The organism is Gordonia sesuvii (assembly GCF_036350415.1).
Classification (GTDB): Bacteria; Actinomycetota; Actinomycetes; order Mycobacteriales; family Mycobacteriaceae; genus Gordonia; species Gordonia sesuvii.
In genome coordinates this window covers 183,478-206,419 of the sequence record NZ_JAZDUF010000004.1, presented here as the reverse complement: position 1 = coordinate 206,419, position 22,942 = coordinate 183,478, and the positions used below count along the sequence as shown (strand labels likewise).

Annotated in this window: 21 protein-coding genes and 1 tRNA gene; 9 read left to right on the top strand and 13 right to left on the bottom strand. The window is 67.4% G+C overall.

Annotated features, from left to right (window positions below):
* Positions 1 to 19: 19 nt before the first annotated feature.
* Together VZC37_RS14765 and VZC37_RS14760 are read left to right on the top strand one after the other, a co-directional pair.
* Positions 20 to 1,369, top strand: coding sequence for an IS110 family RNA-guided transposase (locus VZC37_RS14765; protein ID WP_330433331.1), 1,350 nt, complete (start codon positions 20 to 22; stop codon positions 1,367 to 1,369).
* 426 nt (positions 1,370 to 1,795) lie between these two features.
* The gene (locus tag VZC37_RS14760; RefSeq protein ID WP_330433330.1) at positions 1,796 to 2,269 is read left to right on the top strand and encodes a hypothetical protein; all 474 of its coding nucleotides are present in this window, start codon (positions 1,796 to 1,798) and stop codon (positions 2,267 to 2,269) included.
* 25 nt (positions 2,270 to 2,294) lie between these two features.
* Here VZC37_RS14760 and VZC37_RS14755 read toward each other — a convergent pair whose 3' ends face one another.
* The gene (locus VZC37_RS14755) at positions 2,295 to 3,245 is read right to left on the bottom strand and encodes a GlxA family transcriptional regulator (protein WP_330433329.1); all 951 of its coding nucleotides are present in this window, start codon (positions 3,243 to 3,245) and stop codon (positions 2,295 to 2,297) included.
* An 83-nt stretch (positions 3,246 to 3,328) separates the two neighbouring features.
* Here VZC37_RS14755 and VZC37_RS14750 point away from each other — a divergent pair, with 83 nt between their 5' ends.
* From VZC37_RS14750 to VZC37_RS14740, 3 genes are all read left to right on the top strand, one after another.
* Complete coding sequence (locus VZC37_RS14750) at positions 3,329 to 3,511, top strand: hypothetical protein (protein WP_330433328.1); 183 nt, start codon at positions 3,329 to 3,331, stop codon at positions 3,509 to 3,511.
* Between the two features lie 135 nt (positions 3,512 to 3,646).
* Positions 3,647 to 4,990, top strand: coding sequence for a DUF2252 domain-containing protein (locus VZC37_RS14745; protein WP_330433327.1), 1,344 nt, complete (start codon positions 3,647 to 3,649; stop codon positions 4,988 to 4,990).
* A 58-nt stretch (positions 4,991 to 5,048) separates the two neighbouring features.
* On the top strand, positions 5,049 to 6,404 hold the full coding sequence (locus VZC37_RS14740; RefSeq protein ID WP_330433326.1) for a dipeptidase: 1,356 nt from the start codon (positions 5,049 to 5,051) through the stop codon (positions 6,402 to 6,404).
* On the opposite strand, the gene VZC37_RS14735 is transcribed toward VZC37_RS14740, so the two are convergent.
* From VZC37_RS14735 to VZC37_RS14725, 3 genes are all read right to left on the bottom strand, one after another.
* Positions 6,373 to 7,431, bottom strand: coding sequence for an acyl-CoA dehydrogenase family protein (locus VZC37_RS14735; RefSeq protein ID WP_431309428.1), 1,059 nt, complete (start codon positions 7,429 to 7,431; stop codon positions 6,373 to 6,375). The two genes, VZC37_RS14740 and VZC37_RS14735, sit on opposite strands and share 32 nt — an antisense overlap.
* Before the next feature lie 32 nt (positions 7,432 to 7,463).
* Positions 7,464 to 8,090, bottom strand: coding sequence for a lipocalin family protein (locus VZC37_RS14730; protein ID WP_330433748.1), 627 nt, complete (start codon positions 8,088 to 8,090; stop codon positions 7,464 to 7,466).
* Between the two features lie 162 nt (positions 8,091 to 8,252).
* Entirely contained in the window at positions 8,253 to 8,669 is a 417-nt protein-coding gene (locus tag VZC37_RS14725) for a DUF7144 family membrane protein (RefSeq protein WP_330433324.1), read from the bottom strand.
* Between the two features lie 199 nt (positions 8,670 to 8,868).
* Between VZC37_RS14725 and VZC37_RS14720 the strand changes: the two genes are divergently transcribed.
* Positions 8,869 to 8,942: transfer RNA gene (locus tag VZC37_RS14720), tRNA-Pro, on the top strand.
* Positions 8,943 to 9,011: 69 nt separating this feature from the next.
* On the opposite strand, the gene VZC37_RS14715 is transcribed toward VZC37_RS14720, so the two are convergent.
* On the bottom strand, positions 9,012 to 10,031 hold the full coding sequence (locus VZC37_RS14715; RefSeq protein ID WP_330433323.1) for a class I SAM-dependent methyltransferase: 1,020 nt from the start codon (positions 10,029 to 10,031) through the stop codon (positions 9,012 to 9,014).
* A 177-nt stretch (positions 10,032 to 10,208) separates the two neighbouring features.
* Here VZC37_RS14715 and VZC37_RS14710 point away from each other — a divergent pair, with 177 nt between their 5' ends.
* A complete protein-coding gene (locus VZC37_RS14710; protein WP_330433322.1) occupies positions 10,209 to 13,022 on the top strand; it encodes an AfsR/SARP family transcriptional regulator in 2,814 nt (937 codons plus the stop codon).
* On the opposite strand, the gene VZC37_RS14705 is transcribed toward VZC37_RS14710, so the two are convergent.
* The 4 genes from VZC37_RS14705 to VZC37_RS14690 all read right to left on the bottom strand — a co-directional run bounded on the left by VZC37_RS14705 (position 12,955) and on the right by VZC37_RS14690 (position 16,471).
* On the bottom strand, positions 12,955 to 13,776 hold the full coding sequence (locus VZC37_RS14705) for a PIG-L deacetylase family protein (RefSeq protein WP_330433321.1): 822 nt from the start codon (positions 13,774 to 13,776) through the stop codon (positions 12,955 to 12,957). The two genes, VZC37_RS14710 and VZC37_RS14705, sit on opposite strands and share 68 nt — an antisense overlap.
* Before the next feature lie 151 nt (positions 13,777 to 13,927).
* On the bottom strand, positions 13,928 to 14,137 hold the full coding sequence (locus VZC37_RS14700; protein WP_330433747.1) for a hypothetical protein: 210 nt from the start codon (positions 14,135 to 14,137) through the stop codon (positions 13,928 to 13,930).
* An 89-nt stretch (positions 14,138 to 14,226) separates the two neighbouring features.
* Entirely contained in the window at positions 14,227 to 15,258 is a 1,032-nt protein-coding gene (locus VZC37_RS14695) for a 2Fe-2S iron-sulfur cluster-binding protein (RefSeq protein ID WP_330433320.1), read from the bottom strand.
* Between the two features lies 1 nt (position 15,259).
* Positions 15,260 to 16,471: a cytochrome P450 gene (locus tag VZC37_RS14690; protein ID WP_330433319.1), complete on the bottom strand. Its 1,212-nt coding sequence runs from the start codon at positions 16,469 to 16,471 to the stop codon at positions 15,260 to 15,262.
* A gap of 157 nt (positions 16,472 to 16,628) precedes the next feature.
* Between VZC37_RS14690 and VZC37_RS14685 the strand changes: the two genes are divergently transcribed.
* Entirely contained in the window at positions 16,629 to 17,576 is a 948-nt protein-coding gene (locus VZC37_RS14685; protein WP_330433318.1) for an AraC family transcriptional regulator, read from the top strand.
* A gap of 30 nt (positions 17,577 to 17,606) precedes the next feature.
* Here the strand turns inward: VZC37_RS14685 and VZC37_RS14680 are convergent, their stop codons facing one another.
* A complete protein-coding gene (locus tag VZC37_RS14680) occupies positions 17,607 to 18,008 on the bottom strand; it encodes a DUF7144 family membrane protein (protein ID WP_330433317.1) in 402 nt (133 codons plus the stop codon).
* A 94-nt stretch (positions 18,009 to 18,102) separates the two neighbouring features.
* Between VZC37_RS14680 and VZC37_RS14675 the strand changes: the two genes are divergently transcribed.
* Positions 18,103 to 18,546: a nitroreductase family deazaflavin-dependent oxidoreductase gene (locus VZC37_RS14675; protein WP_330433316.1), complete on the top strand. Its 444-nt coding sequence runs from the start codon at positions 18,103 to 18,105 to the stop codon at positions 18,544 to 18,546.
* Here VZC37_RS14675 and VZC37_RS14670 read toward each other — a convergent pair.
* The 3 genes from VZC37_RS14670 to VZC37_RS14660 all read right to left on the bottom strand — a co-directional run bounded on the left by VZC37_RS14670 (position 18,522) and on the right by VZC37_RS14660 (position 22,772).
* The gene (locus tag VZC37_RS14670; RefSeq protein ID WP_330433315.1) at positions 18,522 to 19,265 is read right to left on the bottom strand and encodes a haloacid dehalogenase type II; all 744 of its coding nucleotides are present in this window, start codon (positions 19,263 to 19,265) and stop codon (positions 18,522 to 18,524) included. The genes VZC37_RS14675 and VZC37_RS14670 overlap by 25 nt on opposite strands.
* A complete protein-coding gene (locus VZC37_RS14665) occupies positions 19,262 to 20,239 on the bottom strand; it encodes a metallophosphoesterase (RefSeq protein ID WP_330433314.1) in 978 nt (325 codons plus the stop codon). The genes VZC37_RS14670 and VZC37_RS14665 overlap by 4 nt, the downstream gene beginning before the upstream one ends.
* A 61-nt stretch (positions 20,240 to 20,300) precedes the next feature.
* On the bottom strand, positions 20,301 to 22,772 hold the full coding sequence (locus VZC37_RS14660; protein WP_330433313.1) for a penicillin-binding protein: 2,472 nt from the start codon (positions 22,770 to 22,772) through the stop codon (positions 20,301 to 20,303).
* Positions 22,773 to 22,942: the final 170 nt, after the last annotated feature.

The window sequence follows — 22,942 nt, the reverse complement described above, 5'->3', positions numbered from 1 at the left end:
CACAGAAAGAAGGATGTCCGTGTCTCAGAGTAGAGGGTTGAGTCGTGGCGATCGGCGCCGCAATGAGCAGTTGAAGCGGTTGCGGTCGATCGTCTCGCGTGAGCGTGCGGTGTTGGCGGTCGATCTGGCCAGCGACAAGCAGGTGTTCGTGTTGACCGACCATGACAGCACAGTGTTGGCGCGTAAAACGTTTCGGTGTAGCCCCTGGAAGCTGGACGCCGCGATCTCCTGGGGCGCCACCCAGGCGGCCGCGGCCGGTCACCGCGGGATCGTGCTGGCCTGTGAACCCACCGGCAATCGGTGGCTGATCGTGGCCGAGTTGGCGGTGGCCGCGGGGGTGGAGTTGGTGTGTGTGCAGCCGATGCTGGTCGCGCGGGCCCGGGAGGCCGAAGACTTCACCCGCGACAAGTCCGATGACAAAGACGCCCTGATCATCGCTCGGCTGACCACCCAGCTGCACGTGTACCTGCCCGAATGTCCCGATCAGCGATGGGCCCGGCTACGGCATCTGGGTCGACGCCGCGTCCAGCAGATCGTCGCGGAAACCGCAGCACGCCAACAGGTTCGTGACCTGCTCGAATACGTGTGGCCGGCCGGGCTACGCGCGGCTGCGGATCCGATGCGCGCCAAGACCTGGCTGGCCGCGATGAGCGTGGTGGGCTGTGACCCGGCCGCGGTGCGCGGCTACGGCACCGGAGCGGCCGGTCGGGCCGCGTTCGGCCGGGCAGTCAGCGCCGAGATCGGCCAGTGGGGCGCCACCCGAGTGTGCTGGCGGATCATCGATGCCCTCATCGCTGCTGCCGACGATTCCCACGCGGTGGCCGCTCACCGTGCCGGTGCGCTCGAACGAGCCGCGTTCGCCCTCGGCGACCTGCGCTTGGCGCGTGCCGGCCGCGCCGAGGCCGACACCCGCATGCGCACGGTGATCGACGAGTTGGGCTACACCGAGTTGATCGACACCATCCCCGGAGTCTCGGTGATCTCCGCAGCAGCGATCCTGGCCGAAACCGGCGACCTGACCCGTTTCGACTCGGCCCGCGCCCTGGTCAAACACGCCGGCCTGTGCCCCCGAGAGAACTCCTCAGGCCGCTACCGCGGCACCACCACCATCAGCGGCCGCGGCCGCCCCCTGCTGCGGGTCGCGACCTGGCGTGCAGTGTGGGGAGCATTGGGCCACAACGAGATACTCACCGCCCGCCACCACCACCTCACCCACCGCGACCACAACAAACTCGCCGACAACCAAGCCCGCGTCGCCGTGGCCGGCTCGCTGCTACGTCAACTGCACGCCGTGCTGACCACCCGCACCCCCTGGGACCCCACCATCGCCGCCGGCGGTCTCACCCACACCCGACAGGAGGCCGCCTAACGACCCACACCCACAGGACCGGGGACAAGCTCGCATCTCCTGGGGAACAACCCGCACCTGAGCATGAGCAGTCCCTGCCACCGCGTGAACAAGCTCGAATGAAGGCCGTTGGGCACCACAGCCCGATTGAACGCTAGGTAGAGCACACGCGACCGGCACGACCCCCGCGTCCACCACCCACCGAACACCCCGAACAACCCGCGGAGCACGCCACATCGAAACACCGCCCGCGGGCAAGTACCCCATGCCCCAACCCGCAAAACACCCCCTTGACAACAAACCTCATAGGCCGCTCAGGGATCGGGGGTCCCCCCGCTGGTCGAGTAGCCACGTGCGAGCTTGCGAGCCCGAGGCGTATCGAGACCCCCGCACCCGCGAATGTGACCGGGCACACTCGGCCACGACGGCCGCATGTAGCGTGTCAGCGTGGACAGTTGGGCAGTGGTAGTGGGGTTGGGACTGCTCGCGGCGGCCATCGCGGTCATCGCGTTCGTCAGATACCGGCAGGGCGAGACTGCGACGCTGCAGCGCGACGCCGCCCTCGCCCGGGAACTGCGGGAGCTCGCCGGGGGCGACGAGGTCCGCCTGGCGTCGGTGGACGAGTTCGAGCTCGCCATCTATCAGCGACTCTTCTATGCATCGGTGGTCGGCCCCCGGATTCGTAGCGCCGCCTGGGCGCTGCTGGGCGTCACCCTGTCGGTCGCCGCCGCCGTGGCGGCCGCGGCCGGCGACGGTGTGCTGCACACCGTGGTGCAGATCGCCGCGCTCGTCGTCGCCGCGATCTTCGCGCTGGCCACCCTCACCTACGTGGGCATGGCGATCGTCCACGCTGCGACGACACCTCGTGTGTCGTTTGCCGAGTCCTACGCCGCCGCGGAGGAACGTGCCACCGAGGCCTGATGTCGCGAATGATCGGCGGCGCTGATCAGCGCGCCGCGAAGCGGCGTCGATACGCGGTCGGAGTCACCCCGACGGCGATGTTGAAGTGATGGCGGAGCAGAGTCGCCGAGGCGAACCCGACGCGGGCGGCGACGTCCTCGACCGGCAACGTGGTCGTCTCCAGGAGTCGACGCGCGTGCAGCACGCGCTGTTCGGTGAGCCAGCGGTGGGGTGACACCCCGACCTCGTCGACGAACCGCCGCGCAAAGGTGCGCGTCGACATGTGCATCCGTTCCGCCAGCTCGTCGACCGTGATGTCGGAATCGAGGTGTTCCACCATCCAATCCAGCACGGCGGCGAAGCCGTCGGATTCGCACGCGGGTATCGGCGCCTCGACGAACTGCCGCTGACCACCGTCGCGATGCGGCGGCACGACCATCCGGCGAGCGATCTTGTTGGCGACCTCGGGCCCGAACTCCTCGCGCACGAGGTGTAGCGCGGCGTCGATCCCGGCGGCCGTTCCCGCGCTGGTGGTGATCGGACCGTCGTCGACGAACAGGACATCGGTGTCGACGATCGCCTTCGGATACATCCGCGCCAGTTCGGGACCGAATCGCCAGTGCGTGGTGCACCGGCGGCCGTCGAGGAGGCCGGCCGCGGCGGCGGCGAACGCCCCCGAGCACACGGTGAGCACGCGGCCCCCGTTGTCGACGACGGTGTTCAGGGTCTTGAGCACCTCGGGTGGGAAATCCGGGCCGACACTGCCGCCGGGGATCGCGACCAGGTCGGCGTCGAGGCAGTCGTCGAGCGAGTGCGGCGGCACCACGGACGCTCCATGCCCGATGCTCAGTGCGACCCCGGGTTCGGGCGACGCGATCAAGAACTCGAACGGCGGGACCCCGTCGTCGGTGCGATCGAGGCCGAACACCTCGTTGATCACGCCGAACTCGAACAGCGCGACCTTGCGATAGAGCAGCACGGCCACCTTGGAAAGCACGTTCACCAGTATGGCGGAAATTTTGCGAGCATTGTCAATCAAGCCACTTATGGCGCGAAGTTTTCGGGAACATACTTTCTGTCATGACAGCTCTCATGCTTCTCGCACTCCTGATCCTCGTCCTCTCGCCGATCGCGATCCGCATCCAGCGACCCGCTTCGCGGCCGGCGGATCTCCTCCACCCACGGTTCGACCGCGCTACCGGGGCGCAACAATTGCACGACGACGTCGTCCTGCATCATCTGCAGCACCGCGACAGCGCCTGATCGGCGGATCCGGCTGCGAACCGCCTGTCGGGGTGCAAGAATTCGGTTCACCCAGGACACCCCGACGTTCACCCCGGTGTAGCGCAGCAATGCACTGCCGTCGTCGCGCGTCTTCAGATGACCAGGAGGACCGCGATGACGATGGCCATGGACGATCTGGCGACCGGCCCCAATCCGGCGAACCGCGCCGACCCGATCGACATCCTGCTTGCTCAGGCGCAATCGCGTGTGGCCGAACTGATTCCGGTCCGCCATGCCCGGATGTCGGCGACGCCCTTCACGTTCTATCGCGGTGCGGCAGCGGTGATGTCCGCCGACCTCGCGGCCACCGCCCACTCGGGGGTGATGACCCAGCTGTGCGGCGACGCGCACCTGAGCAACTTCGGGGTGTTCAACACGCCCGAACGACGGATGATCTTCGACCTCAACGACTTCGACGAAACGGCGCCGGGGCCCTTCGAGTGGGACGTCAAACGACTCGCGGCGAGTTTCGTGGTCGCCGGACGGCAGAACGGGTTCGGCGAGAAGGCCACCCGCAAGCATGCGCGCGAGGTCGCCAAGTCCTACCGGAAGTGGATCGCCGCGAGCGTGCAGCAGTCGACCATGGACTGCTGGTACGCACGGATCGACACCCAGGAGATGATCACCGAGATAGGTTCCATGCTCGACACATCGCGTGAGGAACGCGCGGTGCGCGGACTCCGGAAGGCGCAGCACCGCAACAGTGTGCGATCAGTGAGCAAGCTGTGCACCATCGGCGACGACGGCACGGTCCGGTTCCGCAGCGACCCGCCACTGCTGGTCCCGGTCAGCGAGATCTTCAACGGCCCACACGCCGACGTCCTCGCCGACCGAGTCGATCAGCGGCTACGGGACTACCGTTCGATGTTGCCCGACCACATCCGAGCGCTGTTCGACCAGTTCGCGATGGTGGACGTCGCGCGAAAAGTGGTCGGGGTCGGCAGTGTCGGCACCCGGTGCTGGGTCGTCCTGTTCCACGGCGCCCGCAATGACGATCCATTGTTCCTGCAGGTCAAAGAAGCGCAGAGGTCGGTGCTGGACGACTTCATCCCCACGCAGCAATACCCGAACCAGGGTCAGCGCGTCGTCGAGGGACAACGGCTGCTGCAGGCCGCCAGCGACCTCTTCCTGGGCTGGACATCCGGGTTGGACGAGAACGGCGAGAAGCGGGACTTCTACGTCCGGCAGTTGCGGGACGGCAAGGGTTCGGTGGTCATCGAGGCGCTCACCGAGGAGGAGATGAAACTCTACGCGCGACTGTGTGGTCGCACGCTCGCACAGGCGCACGCGCGCACCGGCAGTCGCCTCGACATCGCCGACTACCTCGCCGGGGCGAAGGCCTTTCCCGACGCGATCGCCGACTTCTCGCTCGCCTACGCCGATCTCAACGAGCGCGACCACGCCACGATGCTCGACGCCATCCGCAGCGGCCGGATCGAGACACGCGACCTCGTCTGAGTCGTGACAAGGTGTGGTGGACAGCTCCGCCACGAGAGTCCGACACCGAGAGGCGCACATGACCGACGATGCTCTCCGCGAACGGGTCCAGGGTCTGATGCCGCAGGCGCAGTCCGAACTCGCCGAGATGGTGGCCTTCGAATCCGTCTACGACCCCACCGGGACACCCCCCGAGGACTGCGACCGGATGGTCGACTGGCTCCTCGACACCTTCGGCGAACTCGGTTTCGACGACGTCGAGTCCCACGTCACCGCCGACGGCAGCAAGGCGGTGACCGGGCATCTGGCGGGGCCCGACGACGCGCCGACGGTCCTGCTGTACTTCCACCACGACGTGCAGCCGCCGCTCGGGGCCGACGAATGGGATTCGCCGGTATGGGAACTCACCGAACGCAACGGTCGCTGGTACGGGCGCGGCGCCGCCGACTGCAAGGGCAACATCGCGGTACACCTCACCGCATTGCGCGCCCTCGGGGGTGACCTGCCGGTCAACGTGAAGATCGTCGGCGAGGGCTCGGAGGAACAGGGCAGTGGCGGGATGGAGGACTTCGTCCCCCGCAACCCCGACCTGCTACGCGCCGACGCCATCATCGTGGCCGATTCGGGCAACTTCGAGATCGGGCGGCCGAGTCTGACGACCAGCCTGCGTGGTGTCGCCAATGTGATCGTGACCGTCGAAACCCTCGCCTCGGCAATGCATTCGGGCATGTTCGGCGGTGCCGCGCCGGATGCACTCGCCGCCCTGATCGCCATGCTGGCCTCCCTGCGTGACGAGAACGGCAACACGACGGTCCGCGGTCTGGATTCCACGGAGACCTTCGACGGTGTCGAGTACCCGGTCGACGCCTTCCGCAGGGACGCCGGCGTACTCGACGGTGTCGACGTCATCGGCTCCGGGAAAGTGGCGGACATGGTGTGGGCGCGGCCGGCAGCGACCGTGCTCGGCATCGACTGCCCGCCGGTCGTCGGGTCGTCGGCGGCGGTGCAGCCCCGGGCTCGTGCGCGCATCAACCTGCGGGTGCCGCCGGGCATGGACGCCAAGGTGGCTCAGCAGGCGCTGATCGACCATCTCACCGCGGTGGCCCCGTGGAACGTCCGGGTCACGATCGAGCCGGAGGCCTCCGGTTCGCCGTTTTCCGGGACGACGTCGGGGCCGGGGTACGACACGATGGTCGACGCGATGCAACGAACCTATGGTTCCGAGGTCCTGCTGATGGGTCAGGGCGGGTCGATCCCGCTGTGCAACGTCTTCGCCGAAACCTACCCCGAGGCGGAGATCATGCTGCTCGGTGTGGAGGAGCCGTCGTGCCTCATCCACGCGCCGAACGAGAGCGTCGATCCGGGCGAGATCGAGAACATGGCGATCGTCGAGGCGATGTTTCTCAGGGAGTATGCGCGTCGGGCCGCGCGCTGAATCGTTCGACGAGAAGGTCTTTCAACTGCGGGCGGCTCGCCGCCACCAAGGTGAACATCGCCTCGCGGGCCAGCCGCTCGGGGTGAGCACCGCGGAGCAGTCCGCGCCCGCCATCGGCCGCGATGAGGGCCGCTGCGGCATCGACGGCGAGTTGAGCACCGGCGGCGCGTGCGTCGATCAGGGCGTCGTGGTCGGTGATCGCGGCATCGAGGCGGACGCGCACCGCGCTGCCGCGTTCCCGCAGTCCTCGAGCCGCGGTCGAGTGCCCGATCTCGTCGAGGATCGCGGTGCAGCGCCGCACGAGGCCCAGCGGTAGCGTGCCGTTGATCCGGAGCCCGATGTTCTGGGTGGCGAAGAAATCAGCGTGGCCGACCCGGCTGACGATCCGGTCATCGGGCACCACCAGGTCGTCCACCGCGAGCGCCACCGTTCGGGTCGCATCCGCGACACCGAGATGCAGGGGAGTCATCGCGATCTCCGGCGACGGCTGGTCGACCGGCAGGATCGCGGCGATCACATCGTCGGAGTCGACATCGCGTGCGGAGATCTGGAGCAGATCGATGACGCCCCACCCACTGACGAAGGGCGCATACCCGTTCAGTCGCCACCCGCCGTCGACCCGCGTGGCGCGCATGCGCGGTGGGGTCGGCACCGCGCCCGCGTAGGCGACCCCGGCACGCAGCTCGCCGGTCATCGTCGGCGCGAGCAGTTCGTCACGCAGCAGGGCGTTCGGGGTGCCGGCCAGCGAGATCACCACGCCGTGATGCTGCAGCCAGGTGAACACGGTGGGCAGGCACCCGCTCGCCATCACCTCCTGGATCTCGAGCACCTGATACAGCTCGAGGCCGGGGCCGCCGGACTCCACCGGAGCCGCGATGCCGAACAGCCCGGCGTCGGCGATCGCGGTCCAGTGCGAGTCCGGGATGGACCCGGTGCGGTCGACCTCGGCGGCGGCCGGGAAGAGCACGTCATCGGCGATGCGGTACGCGCTCTCGACGAGCTGCGCGCGGCGCGCCTCGGGGTCGATGCTCACCCGGCCAGCCTACGGGCCGGGCAGGGTCAGATCGTGCAGAGCGGCGAGTAGTCGGTGCGGCCGCCGGTCGTCGGGGAGACCAGGAAGATGCACGAGTTGAACCCGGCCTTCTCGACCTCACCGCGCAGCATCTTCAAAGTCGCCGTGGACACGACCGGCTCGCGGGAGAGCACGAAACCGGACAGGCGTGACGGGTCGCCGACGATCGCGAACTCATACGGATCGGTCGGGGTGTCACCCTCGCCGACCCAGGTGACGATGTAGTTCGGGGCGCCACCCGGATTGATGCTCACGGGAACCTGCGGGAACGACACCGACAGCTGGGCGTTGGTCACCGGGTCGACGACGTCGGCCTTGCCCTTGACCCCGTTGGTCTGGCCGGTGAACGTGGTGCAGGTGTTCTCCACGCCGATGGTCGTCGCATCGATCACCGTGTAGTTGGCCTTGGTGTCCTTGGCGCAGTTCAGATTGAAGAACGCCGGGATCGCCGCGAGCTGCCACCACGAACCGAGATACCGCTCGGTGTCGAGTTTCGGAATCGGCTGCAGCGGGGCGGCCGACGCAGCGCCGCTGCCGGCGACCAGCGCGCCGATGGCGAGGCCGATGGTGACGAGCACGGTGAACAGGGGTCGGATCGTGCGGGTGATGCGCATCTTGCGGCTCCGTTCGGTCAGTGGATGAACGCTGGCCATTCGGAGCGACCCTGTTGTCGGATGGGTCTTCTGTTCCTCGGTGATCGAGTAGGTGACGAGCGGCAGCGAGGAGCCGTATCGAGATCTCGTACGGTGCGCCGCTACTCGATCAAAGGGAGGGCGTCAGTCGACGTTCGACGGCTTCCAGGTCGCGACCGCCCAGATCACGATGAGGTCGAGTGCGATGATCAGGATCGCCCACAGCGGGTAGTAGGGCAGCCACAGGAACTGGGCGATGATCGAGATCGACGCGATGACGATCGCCGAGATCCGGGCCCAGTCGGCTCCGACGGCGAGACCGCCGGCGACGATGATCGCCAGGATGCCGATGATCAGGTGAATCCAGCCCCACGTGGTGAGATCGAACTGATAGACGTACTCGGCGCCGACGACGAACAGCTCGTCGTTGGCCAGTGCGGAGATCCCCTGAAACACCGCGACGAGGCCGGCGACGAACAGCAGCGCGGCCGCGACGATGGAGATGCCGAACGCAAAGCCTTCCTTGACGCCGTAGTCGATGTCCTGGTCAGGCGTGCTCATGGCGTTTCCTTCCGATACGGGTGATGAACCTGAGGCCGATGTGTCGGAAGACAACTGTAGTGGGCTGAGTTCGACGGAAACCCAAAAACGCGCATACGGGGCGTAACGGCTTCGTCACGGTGTGATGCCCCCGATGGCCCGCTGACCAGCCGATTTAGCCCCGCAGGGGGCGTGGGGGTAAGCTATCGCAGGCTACACACGGGGTGTGGCGCAGCTTGGTAGCGCGCTTCGTTCGGGACGAAGAGGTCGTGGGTTCGAATCCCGCCACCCCGACGCAAGGTTGAGATTGCAGAAGAAGCCCTGACCAGGGATTACCCGGTCAGGGCTTCCTCGTCTGAGCGGTCAGGGACGGATCTCGTACACCGCGTTGAAACCGGTCTGCGCCGCCTGTCGGAAGCGGGTGAATCCGGCGTCGACGGCGATCTCTCGAACCGCACTCTCCCCGGCTTGTGCCCCGAGGGTGTATCCGCCCGGCTGGGACAGACTGTTGGGCAGGCACAGGAAGGTCGATGCGCTGTAGAACAGCCGACCGGCCGGGTTGAAATTCTCCTCCACCACATCGGATGCGTACGGCTCCACCAGCAGCCACGTGCCGTCCGGCGCAAGAGCCTCCCGCACGCGACGGGCCGCGCCGAGCGGATCGCCCATGTCGTGCAGGCAGTCGAACATCGCGATCAGGTCATAGCCGTAGCCGGTGAACTGCTGTGCCGTGGCGATCTCGAAGCTCACCTGGCTGGCGAGTCCGGCATCGGCGGTTCGTTTGCGCGCCAGGGTGATCGACTCGGTGTGGTAGTCGAAACCGACGAATGTGCTCATCGGGTACGCGGCGGCCATCAGCCGTGTCGACGATCCGAGGCCGCAACCGATGTCGGCCACTCGCGCGCCCGCCAGCAGCTTCTCCTCGACACCGTCGAGGGCCGGAATCCAGGTCGGCACCAGGTCGGCGACGTAACCGGGGCGATAGAAGGCGTCGCACCCGACGAAGACGTCCTCGTGGTGCTCGTGCCATCCGACCCCGGCGCCGGTGCGGAACGCCTCGGTGATCTTCGGTTCCGCGCGCAGCGTTCCCATCGCGGTGAGGAAGGCCGCAGGCACGTTCGGACCGTCCGGGTCGGCCAGGCAGAACGCCTGTTCGGCGGTCAGCGAGAACCGGCCCGAGGGCGGGTCGTAGCTGACGTAGCCGCCGGCCGCCTGCCCGCGTAGCCATTCGGTGAGATACCGCTCGTGACAGCCCGTCCGCGCGGCGAACTCGGCCGGGGTGGCCGCGCCGTCGGCGAGTGAGCGGTAGAGGCCGAGCCGCTCACCGATGACGACCGATCCGGCAGCATCGGTTGCCGCCATGTCGGCAACCACTTGATTCATGAATTCATGCACCTTGTCGGGGTCCATGTCCTTCTCCCTTCGCGTCGCCGATCGTTGTGGGTGGCGACGGAATGCAACGATGCGCACCGCCCCTGTCATGGCGCTGCCATCCGCTATCGTCAGACTCGCACCAAGGCATTCGCCCTGGTCAGTGGATCGCTGAGAAGTGGGGCCGTGATGGCAGGCGGACGCATCGGGTCGCTGCGCGTCGGGCTGCTGGGTCCCCTGCGCGTGATCGTCGACGGCGACGTGGTCGACATCGTCGGCCCGAAACGCCGCGCCGTCCTCGCGATGCTGGCGGTGGCGGAGGGGCGCGTCGTCCCCGTCGGGGATCTCCTCGACGCGCTCTGGCCCGCGGACCTACCGGAATCAGGCCGACAAGCCCTGCAGAATCACGTCTCTCGGCTTCGTGGACAACTCGGTCCGGCCGCCGACCGCCTGGAGACCCTGCCGTCGGGCTACCGGCTGGTCCTTGCCCCAGACGAACTCGACGTGACGCAGGTCCGTGCCGCGCTCGAGTCCGCTCGCGAGACGCCGGCCGAAGGCTTTGCGGTCCTGCGAGTCGCGGACGAACTCTGGCGGGGACCCGTGCTGACCGACCTCCTCGACGTCGAGCCGATCGCCACCGCGGCAACAGGTTACGAGCTACTTCGCCGTGACATCGGTGACGCACTGGTCGCCGGTGGCCTCGCAGCAGACCGGGCCTCCGACGTCCTGTCCCGCGCTGCGGCCGCCGCCGCAGCCGAACCCCTCCGCGAGCCGACCGCAATACTGCACATGCGAGCCCTGGCGGCCACCGGCGATGTGCCCGCTGCACTGGAGGCGGCCCGCTCGTTCCGACGACGGCTTGTCGACGAAACCGGTCTCGACCCATCGCCCGCCCTGCGCGAGGCCGAGAACGAGATCATCTCGGCAGCTGCCGGTTCCGCCGAGTCGCAGCCGAGACCGCCGCGAACACAGGCGCGACTGATCGGGCGGACTGCACAGGTGAACAGCCTGCAGACATTGCTCGGTCGAGAGCGGCTGGTGAGCATCGTCGGTCCGGGCGGGATCGGCAAGACCAGTGTGGCAAGAGAAATCGTCGCGCACAGAACCGATGCCGCAATCGTTCTGCTGGCGTCGGTCACCGACCCGACATCCATTCCGTACGCGTTGGCGGAGGCGTTGAACGTGAAGGTGGAGCGTGGCGACGTGCTTTCCGCATGTCTCGCCGTGCTCGGGCAGCAACCGGCATTGCTGGTCATCGACAACTGCGAGCATCTGCTCGATCCGGTGCGTGACACGGTGTCCCGAGTCCTCGAGACATGTCCCGAGACAACGGTTCTCACCACCAGCCGGGAGGCGCTGGGCCTCCCGGTCGAGTATGTGGTGCGACTCGCACCCCTGACCCTGCCGAGGCCCGACGAGGATCCCACGGCCGCACCGTCGGTTCAGCTGTTCATCGAACGAGCGCAGCGGGTACGTCGCGGCGCCACACCGACATCCGAGCAGGCTCGCACCATCGCCGACATCGTCGCGCGCCTCGACGGGATGCCCCTGGCCATCGAGCTCGCGGCGGGGCGACTGTCGACGTTCTCCCTCGACGATTTGTCCGCACGACTGGACCGGTCGCTCGATCTGCTGGGTGGCGGTCGTCCCACCGTCGACGCACGCCACCGGACCCTGCGCGCCACGGTGGCGTGGTCCTACGACCTGCTCGGAGAGAATGAACGTGCGTTGTTCCGGCAGCTCTCCGTCTTTCCCGACGGGGTGGGCTTGGAGACAGCGGAACAGCTGGCAGACGACCTCAACCTGTCGGCAGGCGCCGACGAGGTCCTCGCCCGGCTGGTCGAGACATCGATGCTGGAGGTGTCCTTCGACGGCCCGACGCGGTACCGCATGCTGGAGACGTTGCGCGCCTACGGCATCGACCGCCTCGACGCGGAAGGGGAGATGGAGACGGCCGTCGAGAGTTGTCGGCGCTGGGCGGTCGAGCTGTGCGCGAGGATCGGGAGCCTGATCGCGTCGGACCAGGAGAGCGCCGGCGACGCGACGTTACGTCGTGAGCTGGCCAACCTGCGGGCCGCCTGGCAGTCGGCGCGCACGTCGTCGACGGTGGACGACGCCGCCGCCATGGTGATCCCTCTCTACGATGCCATCGCCTACCGCGACCTGATGGAGCTGCGGCAATGGGCTCTGGAACTCGCGGATGATCCTGCGCTGTCCGGAAATCCACGCGCCGGGGTCGTGGTCGCTGCTGCCGCCGAAGCCACCTACCACCAGGGTGACTTCGTGCGCGCCGAACAACTCGCCACGTCGGCGCTGACGGCCGCAGACGGAGCCGACAAGTGGGTCGGACTCGCGGTGCTGTCCGTCGTCGATCTGGCCCGGGGAGCATGGGATGACTGTGTCGAACACGCGCTCGCCGCGGCGGCGCTGACCGACGGCAGAGATCTGCTGGGAATCGCCGCGCTGGCACGGGCGTACTCCGGTGACCTGGCCGGCGCCCGGCGACTGAACGCACGCGGTGCGGCCAAGGCCGTGTCACCGTCGATGCGTTCCTGGGCCGCGTACGTCGACGGGGAGATCGCCGGGTGTGCGGGTGACGGCGACGCCGCGCAGGCGTACTACCTGACGTCGATCGACCTCGCAGAACAGTGCGGCGCAACGTTTCTCGTCGGAGTGGCATCGGTGGGGTTGCAGTCCGCGCGCGCCACATCCGGGCGCACCGACGAGGCCCTGCGCGGATACCGCGACGTGATCGACTACTTCACCAGGACCGGCAACTGGACCCATCTGTGGACCACGCTGCGCAACCTGGCCGGACTGCTGCACGACCTCGGCGACGCGACCACCGCATCCCTGCTCCTCGACGCCGCCGACACCGCACCCGATGCCCCGACCGTGGCCGGTGCCGAGCAGAGAACCGCACCGCCGAAAGCAGTTACCGACCGTACTGCAATTCTGCGTGCTGCCCGCGAATCCATCGATCGGCATCTGCGTCACTCGTGACCGGCAGATCGGGGATGGTCCCCGCCCCGTATACACGGTGGTCGACATACGTCTCCTCGGCGATCCACGCCGCGTACTGCGCATCACCCAGTTCCTCGATGAGAGCGGACGTCTGGGTCTCCTGCGCCGCCAGCGCCCGGACCTTCAGCTCCAGGACGTCGTCGTCGAGCGGCAGGTCCACGGCGAGGCTCTCGGAGGGGTGAACCACCGGAAAGCCGGGCAGGTAGACACCGAGCCGCTCGTTGAGCTCGCCCCAGCGCGCGTTCCGGTTCTCCGACACCGCCGCATACATGAGTCGTGTACCCGGTGCAGCCGCGCGGTCGAAAGCCGCAGTCGCCCAGGATGAGACGGTGCGGTGATCCGGATGGCCGGTGAATCCGTCCGGCCCGAACGTCAGGATGGTGTCCGGCCGGACATCGTCGATGATCTCGCACAGTCGTGCCACCGCTGCGCCCTGATCTGCCGCGGCGCAGCCACCGTCGCGGTAGGCAAGCCAGTGATGTTCGGTGACCCCGAATACTGCCAGGCAGCGGACCAGTTCATCGGTTCGGGTTCTTGCGAGTCGGAGTTTGGGCCATCGCAGGTTGTCGGCGGTGCCGAGCTCGCCGCGGGTGGCGGTCACACAGACCACCCGGGACCCGGCGCGTCGTGCGATGGCCATCAGGCCGCCGGCCAGGTAGGCCTCGTCGTCGGGGTGCGCCCAGATCCCGAGAATGGTGCCGAGTTCGGTCACCCGGGAAGTCGTGTCGATCATCGTTCCTCCTCGATCAATCGGATGCCCCGATCGTCGAGGTGCGTGCTCGCACGGTGCTAACGCTGCGCTGTCATCGTCACATCGAAACGATCACCGGGGTGATCCGCCGATGACGGATCACCCCGGTGATCGCGATGCTGTGCCGGCGCGTTCAGGCGTCGGCGGAGGGATTCGTGTTGGTGCCGCCGTCGGAGACCTCGAAGTTCTTCCACTCCCCGTCGTCGAGGACCTGCATCGCAACGCCCAACTGGTCGTCGGGCGCCTCGACGGTCTTCAACCAGTCGTACGCGCCGGTCGCGTCGGCGAACTCCTTCGACTCGATGACGTCGCCGTCGGCATTGACCACTCGGTACTGCGCCATGTGCATGCTCCCATCGACCTCGGTTGTCACTCGCCACGGTGTCGACATCACCGCGTCCTCGTCGCGTACCCACTTCAGGAGGCGGTCAATCACGCCGGCGTCATCTCGGCGACCGGCGCGGGTGTGTACTTCTCCCGGTGGATGTGACGTCCCGGCATGCGTCGTCGCTTGCAGGCCTTGACGCCAGCTTCGACCATCGCGGGAGGCCCACACAGGTAGGCCACGTACCCGCGCAGACTGTCGAAGTCCGCGACCACGGCGTCACCGACATAGCCTGACCGTCCCGGCCACTCTTCGCGGCTGACGCACGGGTTGTAGTGCACGTTCGGATGGGACTCGCGCAACTCCGACCAGAAGTCGACGTCGTAGAGGTCACCTCGATGTCGGACCCCGTGGTAGAGGTGGATCTCGCGGTCGGGTGTCTGATCCAGTGCCTCGAGGGCGATCGACTTCAACGGAGCCAGCCCGGTGCCGCCGGCGAGCAGGATCATCGGCGCGTCCGTGTCGGCGCCGTGGACGAAATCGCCCCACGGCCCGCGCATCTCGATGGGATCGCCGGGTTCCAGGGTGTCGAAGATCCAGCGATCGGTCGCGGCGCCGTCGGGGACGCGCCGGACGTGGAACTCCAGACGGTCGGCGCTGCTCGGCGGATTTGCCATCGAGTACTGGCGAATCTGCCCGCTGCCGGGCACCACGAACTCCAGGTACTGGCCCGCCGAGAAGCTCAGCGGCTCATCGATGCCGACACTCAGCGCCACCGTGTCGTGTGCGAGTTCGCGGATCTCGTGCACGGTGCCCTGCAGGTCCCGCAATGGGTGCGCGGGCCCGGAACCGGCGTCGAGGGGAACCTCGATCTCCGCGTCTGACGTCGGCGACGACTGGCAGGCCAGCACGAACCCCGATGCCTGGTCGTCGGCGCTGAGCACGGTCTCCGACACCGCGGGCTGATCCACGGTTCCGCTGCACAGCTTCACCTTGCACGTCCCGCAGGTGCCCTGATTGCAGGAGTTGGGCAGGTAGACACCACTGCGCAGGAATGCGTCGAGCAGGGTCTGCTCGGCACCGCAGTCGACGGTCTTGTCCGCAGAGCCGACGACCTTGACCGAATGCTGCGTGGTCATGTCACACCTCCCACGTCACGTGCAGCGACGTCGGGCCGCGGAAGCCCCAACCCCAGAACTCGACGTCGTCGGAGGTGTCGCGCTCGAGGTTCGGGATGGAGTCGAACAGTTCCTCCAGCCCGATCCGGCACACGTGGTTGGCGAAGTAGATCCCGGCGCACGCGTGGTTGCCTGCGCCAAATGCCAGGTGCGGCAGCGGAGGTCGGGACAGGTCGTAGTCCGAGGGCGCGTCGTAGAGTGTGTGATCGTGGTTGGCCGATCCGTAGGACATCAGGACCACCGACCCCTCCGGTAGGGACACTCCGGCCACCTCGACATCGGTGGTGCTGATGCGTGCGGTGGCCGACCAGATGGGTGAGGTCCAGCGCATGCCCTCGGAGATCGCGCGAGGGATGAGACCAGGCTCGTCCACGACCTGTTCCATCTGGTCGAGCCGGGTGAACAGTCCGACGAGTGTCGAGGCCATCGCGTGGCCGGGCTCCTGCATGGCACCGAGCAGGTACACGTACAGCGTCGGGTAGATGTAGTCGCGGTCGCGGGTTTCGCCCTCGGGCATACCGTCGTGCAGCCAGTGGCTGATGGCGCTGTCGTCGGGGTGGGTGATCCAGTGATCGATCAGCGGGTCGACGATGGCGCGGATCTCCTCCTTGGCCTCATCGCCCTCGCGAAAGCCCTCCGGGTTGGTGAACTCGCCGTTCTCGTCGACGCCGGCGTTGGTGAACGACCGCGACAGCTTGTGGAACCATTCGCGCAGCTTGTCGGAGCTGACATTCTGCAGCCCGAGGAGATCGCCGAGTGCACGGACGGACACCGGTTCGCAGTACTGCGCAACGAGTTCGGCGCTGCCGTCGTCTTCGAACTGCTCGAGGTAGCGGCGGGCGATCGGGCGGACCAGATCGTCGATCCAGCGGTCGACCTCCTGCGGTTGCAGGGCCGGGTCGACCATCGATCGCAGATCATCGTGGATGTCGCCGTTGACGCCGATGACCGCCGGGTGACCGAAGGTGCGACCGCCGGCTTTGGTGATGATCGCCTCGAAGTCATCGCTGGTGGCGACCTCGCGGCATATCTCGGCAGTGCTGGCCACGTAGGACCCGAGAACGGGCACGTAGGCGAGCGGCGCCTCGCTGCGGAGTCGTTCATAGACGGGGTAGGGATTGCGCTCGAGTTCGGTCATGGTGATGTCGTCGAGCCAGGAAACCGTGGTGGTCATGAGCTGCTCCTTCGCGGTCGGATGTCCGGTGTCGAGACACGTTAGGAGTCGTGGATGAGCTGATCGACACCGATTGCGCGGCGGCGACACCGATCGCGCGGAAGAAATGTGAGCTACATCGCACAAGATGTCGGCGATGCGGTAGAACACAAGAATCATGGCCGGATCGAAGCAGCTCATGGACACACGGGACTGGAACACAGCACATCAGGCGGTCGCCGATGTGTACTTCCCCCACGAACTGCGCGCCCTCGATGAGCGTGACGACGTAAACCTCACCATGCGCACCGTGGAACTCGGTGGGGTGACCATCGGTCGGCTGAACTGGGGGACCTCGGTGTCCATCGCCTGCGACTATCCCGGCGCACACGAGGTGAACATCCCGGTGTCCGGGCGGCTGCATTCACGCAGCGGATCCACCGAGATTGTCTCGGTTCCAGGAACCGGGACCATCTTCACGGCCGGACGGCCGTCGCTGATCAGCGAGTGGACGGCCGACTGTCACGTCATCGGGGTGAAATTCGACGAAGAACACCTCGAGCGCGAGGCCGACCGGATTCGCGTCGCGCCGGTGCGAAGCCGGCTGCGCCTGCCCGATCAGATCGACCTCACCAGCGAGCAGGGCGCCGCTTGGCTGGGTTTGCTGACGGCGTTGTCTGCGCAGATCCGTGACCCGGTGGACCTCTTGGCCAATCCGCTCGTCGGACCGCAACTCGCCAGCGCGGTGACCACCGCGTTCCTGCTGGCCGTGACGCCCGAGACCGCCGAGGTCGACGGTCGGCTGCGACCCGGCATGGTCAAACGAGTACTGGATGCTCTCAACGACGATCCTGCGCACCCGTGGACGCTGGCCGAGATGGCGGCGATCGGCGACACGAGTGTGCGCCGTCTGCAGGAGGCGTTCGCCGACTATGTGGAGACCTCGCCGACGCGAGCCCTCGCGGACATCCGGTTGGATCGTGCTCACGCCGAGTTGGCGCGCGGCGCGACCACCGTCGCCGATGCCGCATCGCGCTGGGGGTTCAGCAGTCCCAGCCGGTTCGCCGCGGCGTATCGGCGCCGGTACGGTTCGAGCCCGTCGCACACGCTGCGCGGCCGCGCCTGACGATGCGCGACCGCGGCGCGTGTCGCGTCGTCAGACGTTCCGCCAGGTCGCCACGGCCCAGATGATGACGATGTCGACGGCGATCACCAGGATCGACCACCACGGGAAGTAGGGCAGCCACAGGAAGTTCAGGATGATCGACAGGGATGCGATGCAGATGGCCCCGACTCGGGCCCAGGCGGCGCCGGTGAACATGCCCACCGCGATGGCGATCGCGATGATGGCGACGACGATGTGGATCCATCCCCAGGTGGTCAGGTCCATCTTGTAGACGTATTCGGGTCCGACGACGAACAATTCGTCCTCGGCCACCGCCGAGATGCCCTGGAGTAGTTCGATGATGCCGCCGACGAGCAGCAGGATGGCGGCCCCGATGGTGCCGAAGGCGGCAAACCCCTGCTGCACCCGGTGCTCGGATTGTTGTGCGGTCATGCGCGTTCGCTTTCTCTCAGACGATTTCCACCACGCATCGTCGCCGTGACCATGAGGCCTTCACATCACCCTTTGCGGGTGATTGACTGTGCCCGTGAGCATCACTTCCACATTGCTGCATACGCGATGGTTGGTGAGGGCGCCGATCTGGTTGTTCCGGGCGCGCCTGGGATTCCTGTTCGGCGGCCGCATGTTGCTCCTGGAACACACCGGCCGGACCACGGGCCGGCCACGATATGTGGTGCTCGAGGCGGTGGAACACCCGGCGCCGACGCGAGTCGTCGTCGCCTCCGGCTTCGGAATCCGGTCCCAGTGGTTCCAGAATCTCCAGGCCGACCAACGGTGTCGCGTATCGATCAGGCGTCTACATCAGGTTCCCGCCATCGCGCGCACGGTCACCGACGAGGAGCGGGCCGCCATCGTCGCCCGCTATCGCAGTCATCACCCGCGCGCGTACGCCGAGTTGTCCGGTGTCACCGAGGAAACCGTCGGTCTCCGAATCGACGAGGTGCCTTACGTGGAACTGACGCTGCGCTGACCGGAGCAGCCCAGTTGTTCGGCCAGATCCGTGAGATCCGTCGCGTGGATGTCGTTCTCGGGTGAGCCGGTGTCGTCCTTGCGATCCGGTCCCGCATCGGGGCCCCACTCCAGCGGTCGCTCGACGAAAGCCGTTCGCAGACCGAAGCTTCGGGCGGCATCCAGGTCGCTCTGATGGGTGGCGACCATCATCACCCGTCCCGGTTCGACCTCGAGCAGATCGGCCAGGCCGCAATAGGTTTCGCGGGCCGGCTTGTAGTGGTGCCACAGGTCGGAGCCGCCGATGACGTCCCAGTCGAAGCCGTTGTGCTTGGCCATGTCGGTCAGCAGGGCCACCGAACCATTGCTGAGTGCGCAGACGATGAAGTCCCGTTTGAGGCGACGGATGCCGGGGGCGGCGTCGGGCCAACCGGGGATGGTGCGCCACGCACGAACGAGCGTCTCCGTCTCGTCGTCGGTGAGCGTCACGCCGAAGGCCTTCGCGACGCCGTGCAGGGTATCGGTCTGCAACTCGTCGAGCCGCCGCCAACCCCACTCGCCCGATTCCACGCGGGCGAGGGCGGGCGCGTAGCGGCGTCGCCAGTCCCTGGCAAAGGCGCCGGCGTCGACATCGGGGACCGTCGTTTGAACCACCGAGGAGATGCCGGTGAACCAGTCGGTGACGGTGCCGAAGGTGTCGAACGCCAGCACTCGGACCCCGGCGATCGACGACGAGGTCACGTGATCTCGGTGGCCAGCTGGGGCAGCGAATGATCCTCGGCGAAGGCGGCGTCGCCGTGGGACACGGGCGTGAGGGTCAACAGACTGGCTTCCGGGCGGCAGCAGAACCGTGCCGGCGCATACGGCGAGGTACCGAGACCGGCGCTGACGTGCAGCTTCATCGCCGATCCCCAACTGGAGACGCCCTTGACCCGCGACCGGTCGAGGTCGCAGTTGGTGACGAGCGCGCCCACGAGCGGCAGGCACAGCTGGCCGCCGTGGGTGTGGCCGGCCATCACCAGGTCGTAACCATCGGCGGCGAAACGGTCCAGCACACGCGGCTCGGGGGAGTGGGTGAGGCCGAGACGCAGATGAGCCAGCGGGTTGGGCCGGCCGGCGACCGTGTCGTAGCGGTCCCGTTCGATGTGCGGGTCGTCGACGCCGGCCGCGACCACCCGTACTCCGCCGACCTCGAGTTCGCGGACGGTGTGCGTCGCGTCGAGCCACCCGCGTTCGGTGAACGCCGCGCGCAGATCCTGCCAGGGCAACGGCTCACCGAAGGTGCGGGTGTGGTCGGTCTTGAAGTACTGGAACGGGTTCTTCGGCTTGGGGCCGAAGTAGTCGTTGGACCCGAACACGAACAGTCCGGGCCGCGACAGCAGTCCGCCGAGGGACTGGATCACCGCCGGGACGGCCTGCGGATGAGCGAGGTTGTCGCCGGTGTTGACGACCAGGTCGGGTTCGAGGGCCTCGAGCTCCGACACCCAGGCCTGCTTGAGCCGTTGGTTGGGCGTCATGTGCAGATCGCTGATGTGCAGGACCCGCAGCGGTGCCGCACCCGGTTCCAGCACGGCGAGAGTGTTGTGCCGCAACGTGAACGCGTTACGTTCGATCACCGTCGAGTAGAAGAGGCCCGCGGCCGCCAGGCCGGCCAGGCCCCCGACTGTCCGGGTGGCCGCGACGCGGCGGGTGAGGGCGTTGTCGAGGTGGACCATTCACCCAGGATACGCAGATCCCGGCGTGGTCCGCCTCCGGGTTTCGCCCCCTACCCGCCGGTCACCCCGGAAGTTGGATGACCACCGGCCCGACACCCGGAACCTGCACGGTCGTCTCCGTGGGACCAGGGTTGTCGTCGTCGCCTCGGCGGCCGTTGCTGACGTAGATGGTCACCACGCTGCCGGGCATCGCCGAATCCGACGGTGCGGTGAACACCACCGTGCCCTGCGGGCGGGCGCTGTCGACGTCGAGCTGATTGACCTTGAAGCCCTCGGCCTGCAGCCGTGACGTCGCGGCGCTCGCGGGCATGCCGCTCACCCGGGGGATGCGGCCGCTGTCGGTGCCGCGCATGTACCGCGGATCGGTCGGTGGTAGCCGGACCGGTCCGAACTCGGTGGCCACCGGTTGGACGGCCTGGAACCAGGTGCGCGCCGGTTCCATACCGCCGAACAGTGTGCCGTCATAGCACTGCCGCAACGGGCTGCTGCAGATCCCGGTCGGGTTCGGGCCGTCGTTGTAGACGTAGGACGAACCGGCGATCTGGTTGGTGAACCCGATGAACGCCGACGAGCGGTGCGACTCGGTGGTACCGGTCTTGCCCGACATCGGCAGGGTCCAGCCGGCCGATCCGGCCGCACCGGCCGCGGTGCCGGCACCCAGGTGATCCTGGCCCATCGCAACCGCCAGGGTGTTCGCGAGACCCTCCTCGACGACCTGTTCGCACTTCGGCGGGTCGAACGGGATCGCGGTCAGTGCGGGCTCGTCGTTCTCGGTCATCACCGGGTTGCCGTAGGCATCCCGTTTGATGCGGCTGATCGACGCGATCGGATTCGGCGGGCACCACATGCCGCCGGACGCGAGGGTGGCCCCGACGTTCGACAGCTCCAGGCCGTTGACCGGCAGCGGACCGAGGGTGAACGAACCGAAGTTCCCGTCCTTGACGTACTGCGCCATGCTCTTCTCGCCGTAGCCGGATGAGCCCGGCACCGTGTAGGACCGCAGTCCCAGCCGGACGGCCATGTCGACGGTCGGCTTCACCCCGGTCTGCTGCAGGAGCTGGACGAACGCGGTGTTCGGGGACTGTGCCAGGGCCTGTGTGACGGTCATCGACCCGGGGTAGCGCCCGGCGTTGCGAACACAGTAGGCGTTCTCCGGGCAGCCGGGGGTGCTGCTGTTACCCATGCCCTGAACGGCGACGGACCCGGGCACGGGGAGGTTCGACGCGACGCCGAGCCCCTTCTCCATCGCCGCCGCGGTCGTGAAGATCTTGAACACCGAACCGGCGCCGTCGCCGACCATGGAGAACGGCTGTGGCTGCACCGTCTGGCCGGCCCTCAGGTTCAGCCCGTAGCGACGGCTCGACGCCATCGAGAGGACGTCGTGCGATTGCTTGCCCGGCCGGATCGTGCTCATGACGTTCGCGACGCCCTCGGCATCGGGGGAGGCCTGGGTGCGGACCGCGCGGATGGTGGACCGCTGGGCCTGCGGGTCGAGGGTGGTGCGGATGATGTAGCCGCCGCGCATCACCGAGTCCCGCGAGATCCCGTTCTCGGCGAGGAACTGCAGCGCGTAGTCGCAGAAGAATCCGTTGGCGTCGGCGCCGATGCAGCCCTGGGTCGGCGTCTGGGGGTCGGGGATGACACCGAGCGGCGCCTCCTTGGCCGCGACGAGTTCCTCGCGACGCTCCGGGAAGTTCTCGATCATCGTGTCGAGCACGGTGTTGCGGCGGCTCGTCGCCGCTTCGGGATTGGTGTACGGATCGAGTGCCGAACTCGACTGCACCATCCCGGCGAGCATGGCTGACTCGGCGACGTTCAGGTCGCGTGCGGGCTTGCCGAAGTAGGTCTGTGCGGCGGCCTCGATGCCGTAGGAGTTGTTCCCGAAGGGCACCACGTTGAGGTAACGGGTGACGATCTGCTTCTTGGCCTCCTGTTTGGCGGCGGCGTCGTCGAGCCCCTTGTCGCGCTTGGCCTGGTCGATGAGCGACTGCTCCATCGTCAGGGCCATCCGGACCTCACGCAGTTTGCGTGCCGGGGTGACCTCGATGGCTGCCTGACGATCGGCCTCGGTCCGCGCCAGGACCAGGAGCTGATAGTTCTTGATGTACTGCTGGTCGAGCGTCGACGCACCCTGCTGCACCTCGCCCGACGACGAGTTGGTGAGGGCGGCGCGGATGGTGCCTCGCCAGTCGACGCCGTCGTGCTCGAGGAAGCGTCGGTCCTCGATCGAGATGATCGCCCGGATCATGTCGGGAGAGATGTCGTTGTAGCCGACCTGATAGCGGTACTGGTCGAAGAGACGCGCGATCGGGTTGCCGGCTGCGTCGGTCATGGTGGTGACCTCCGGCAGCGTGCCGTTCAGCAACTCGGATGACACGTTCTCAACCGCGGCGGCGGCGCGGTTGGACACCACGCCCAGTCCGCTGGCCACCGGGTACAACAATCCGGCCACGAGGACGCCGGCCAACAGGCAGGCGCCGCCCAGCGACCACAGCTTCTTCGACTTCGGCACACGGACAGGATACGTGCGCATGCGCCGAGAACGTCTGAGCGCGCGCAACGGGAAGGTCACGATGGCCGAGGTTCCCTCCTCGCGCTTCTGACCTGCGCAGACACGGGAGGTTTGGACGATGGTGCCATTTTCTTTGCTCCAGGGCTTGCGCCGTCATGCACAGATCCTTAAATTGAGTGCAGAATGTGACT

Excerpts from the sequence above, each read along its gene's own strand:
- VZC37_RS14750 (WP_330433328.1), top strand. The coding sequence starts at position 3,329 with ATGACAGCTCTCATGCTTCTCGCACTCCTGATCCTCGTCCTCTCGCCG.
- VZC37_RS14745 (WP_330433327.1), top strand. The coding sequence starts at position 3,647 with ATGACGATGGCCATGGACGATCTGGCGACCGGCCCCAATCCGGCGAAC.
- VZC37_RS14740 (WP_330433326.1), top strand. The coding sequence starts at position 5,049 with ATGACCGACGATGCTCTCCGCGAACGGGTCCAGGGTCTGATGCCGCAG.
- VZC37_RS14730 (WP_330433748.1), bottom strand. The coding sequence starts at position 8,090 with ATGCGCATCACCCGCACGATCCGACCCCTGTTCACCGTGCTCGTCACC.
- VZC37_RS14725 (WP_330433324.1), bottom strand. The coding sequence starts at position 8,669 with ATGAGCACGCCTGACCAGGACATCGACTACGGCGTCAAGGAAGGCTTT.
- VZC37_RS14715 (WP_330433323.1), bottom strand. The coding sequence starts at position 10,031 with ATGAATCAAGTGGTTGCCGACATGGCGGCAACCGATGCTGCCGGATCG.
- VZC37_RS14710 (WP_330433322.1), top strand. The coding sequence starts at position 10,209 with ATGGCAGGCGGACGCATCGGGTCGCTGCGCGTCGGGCTGCTGGGTCCC.
- VZC37_RS14705 (WP_330433321.1), bottom strand. The coding sequence starts at position 13,776 with ATGATCGACACGACTTCCCGGGTGACCGAACTCGGCACCATTCTCGGG.
- VZC37_RS14700 (WP_330433747.1), bottom strand. The coding sequence starts at position 14,137 with ATGGCGCAGTACCGAGTGGTCAATGCCGACGGCGACGTCATCGAGTCG.
- VZC37_RS14695 (WP_330433320.1), bottom strand. The coding sequence starts at position 15,258 with ATGACCACGCAGCATTCGGTCAAGGTCGTCGGCTCTGCGGACAAGACC.
- VZC37_RS14690 (WP_330433319.1), bottom strand. The coding sequence starts at position 16,471 with ATGACCACCACGGTTTCCTGGCTCGACGACATCACCATGACCGAACTC.
- VZC37_RS14685 (WP_330433318.1), top strand. The coding sequence starts at position 16,629 with ATGGCCGGATCGAAGCAGCTCATGGACACACGGGACTGGAACACAGCA.
- VZC37_RS14680 (WP_330433317.1), bottom strand. The coding sequence starts at position 18,008 with ATGACCGCACAACAATCCGAGCACCGGGTGCAGCAGGGGTTTGCCGCC.
- VZC37_RS14665 (WP_330433314.1), bottom strand. The coding sequence starts at position 20,239 with ATGGTCCACCTCGACAACGCCCTCACCCGCCGCGTCGCGGCCACCCGG.
- VZC37_RS14660 (WP_330433313.1), bottom strand. The coding sequence starts at position 22,772 with ATGCGCACGTATCCTGTCCGTGTGCCGAAGTCGAAGAAGCTGTGGTCG.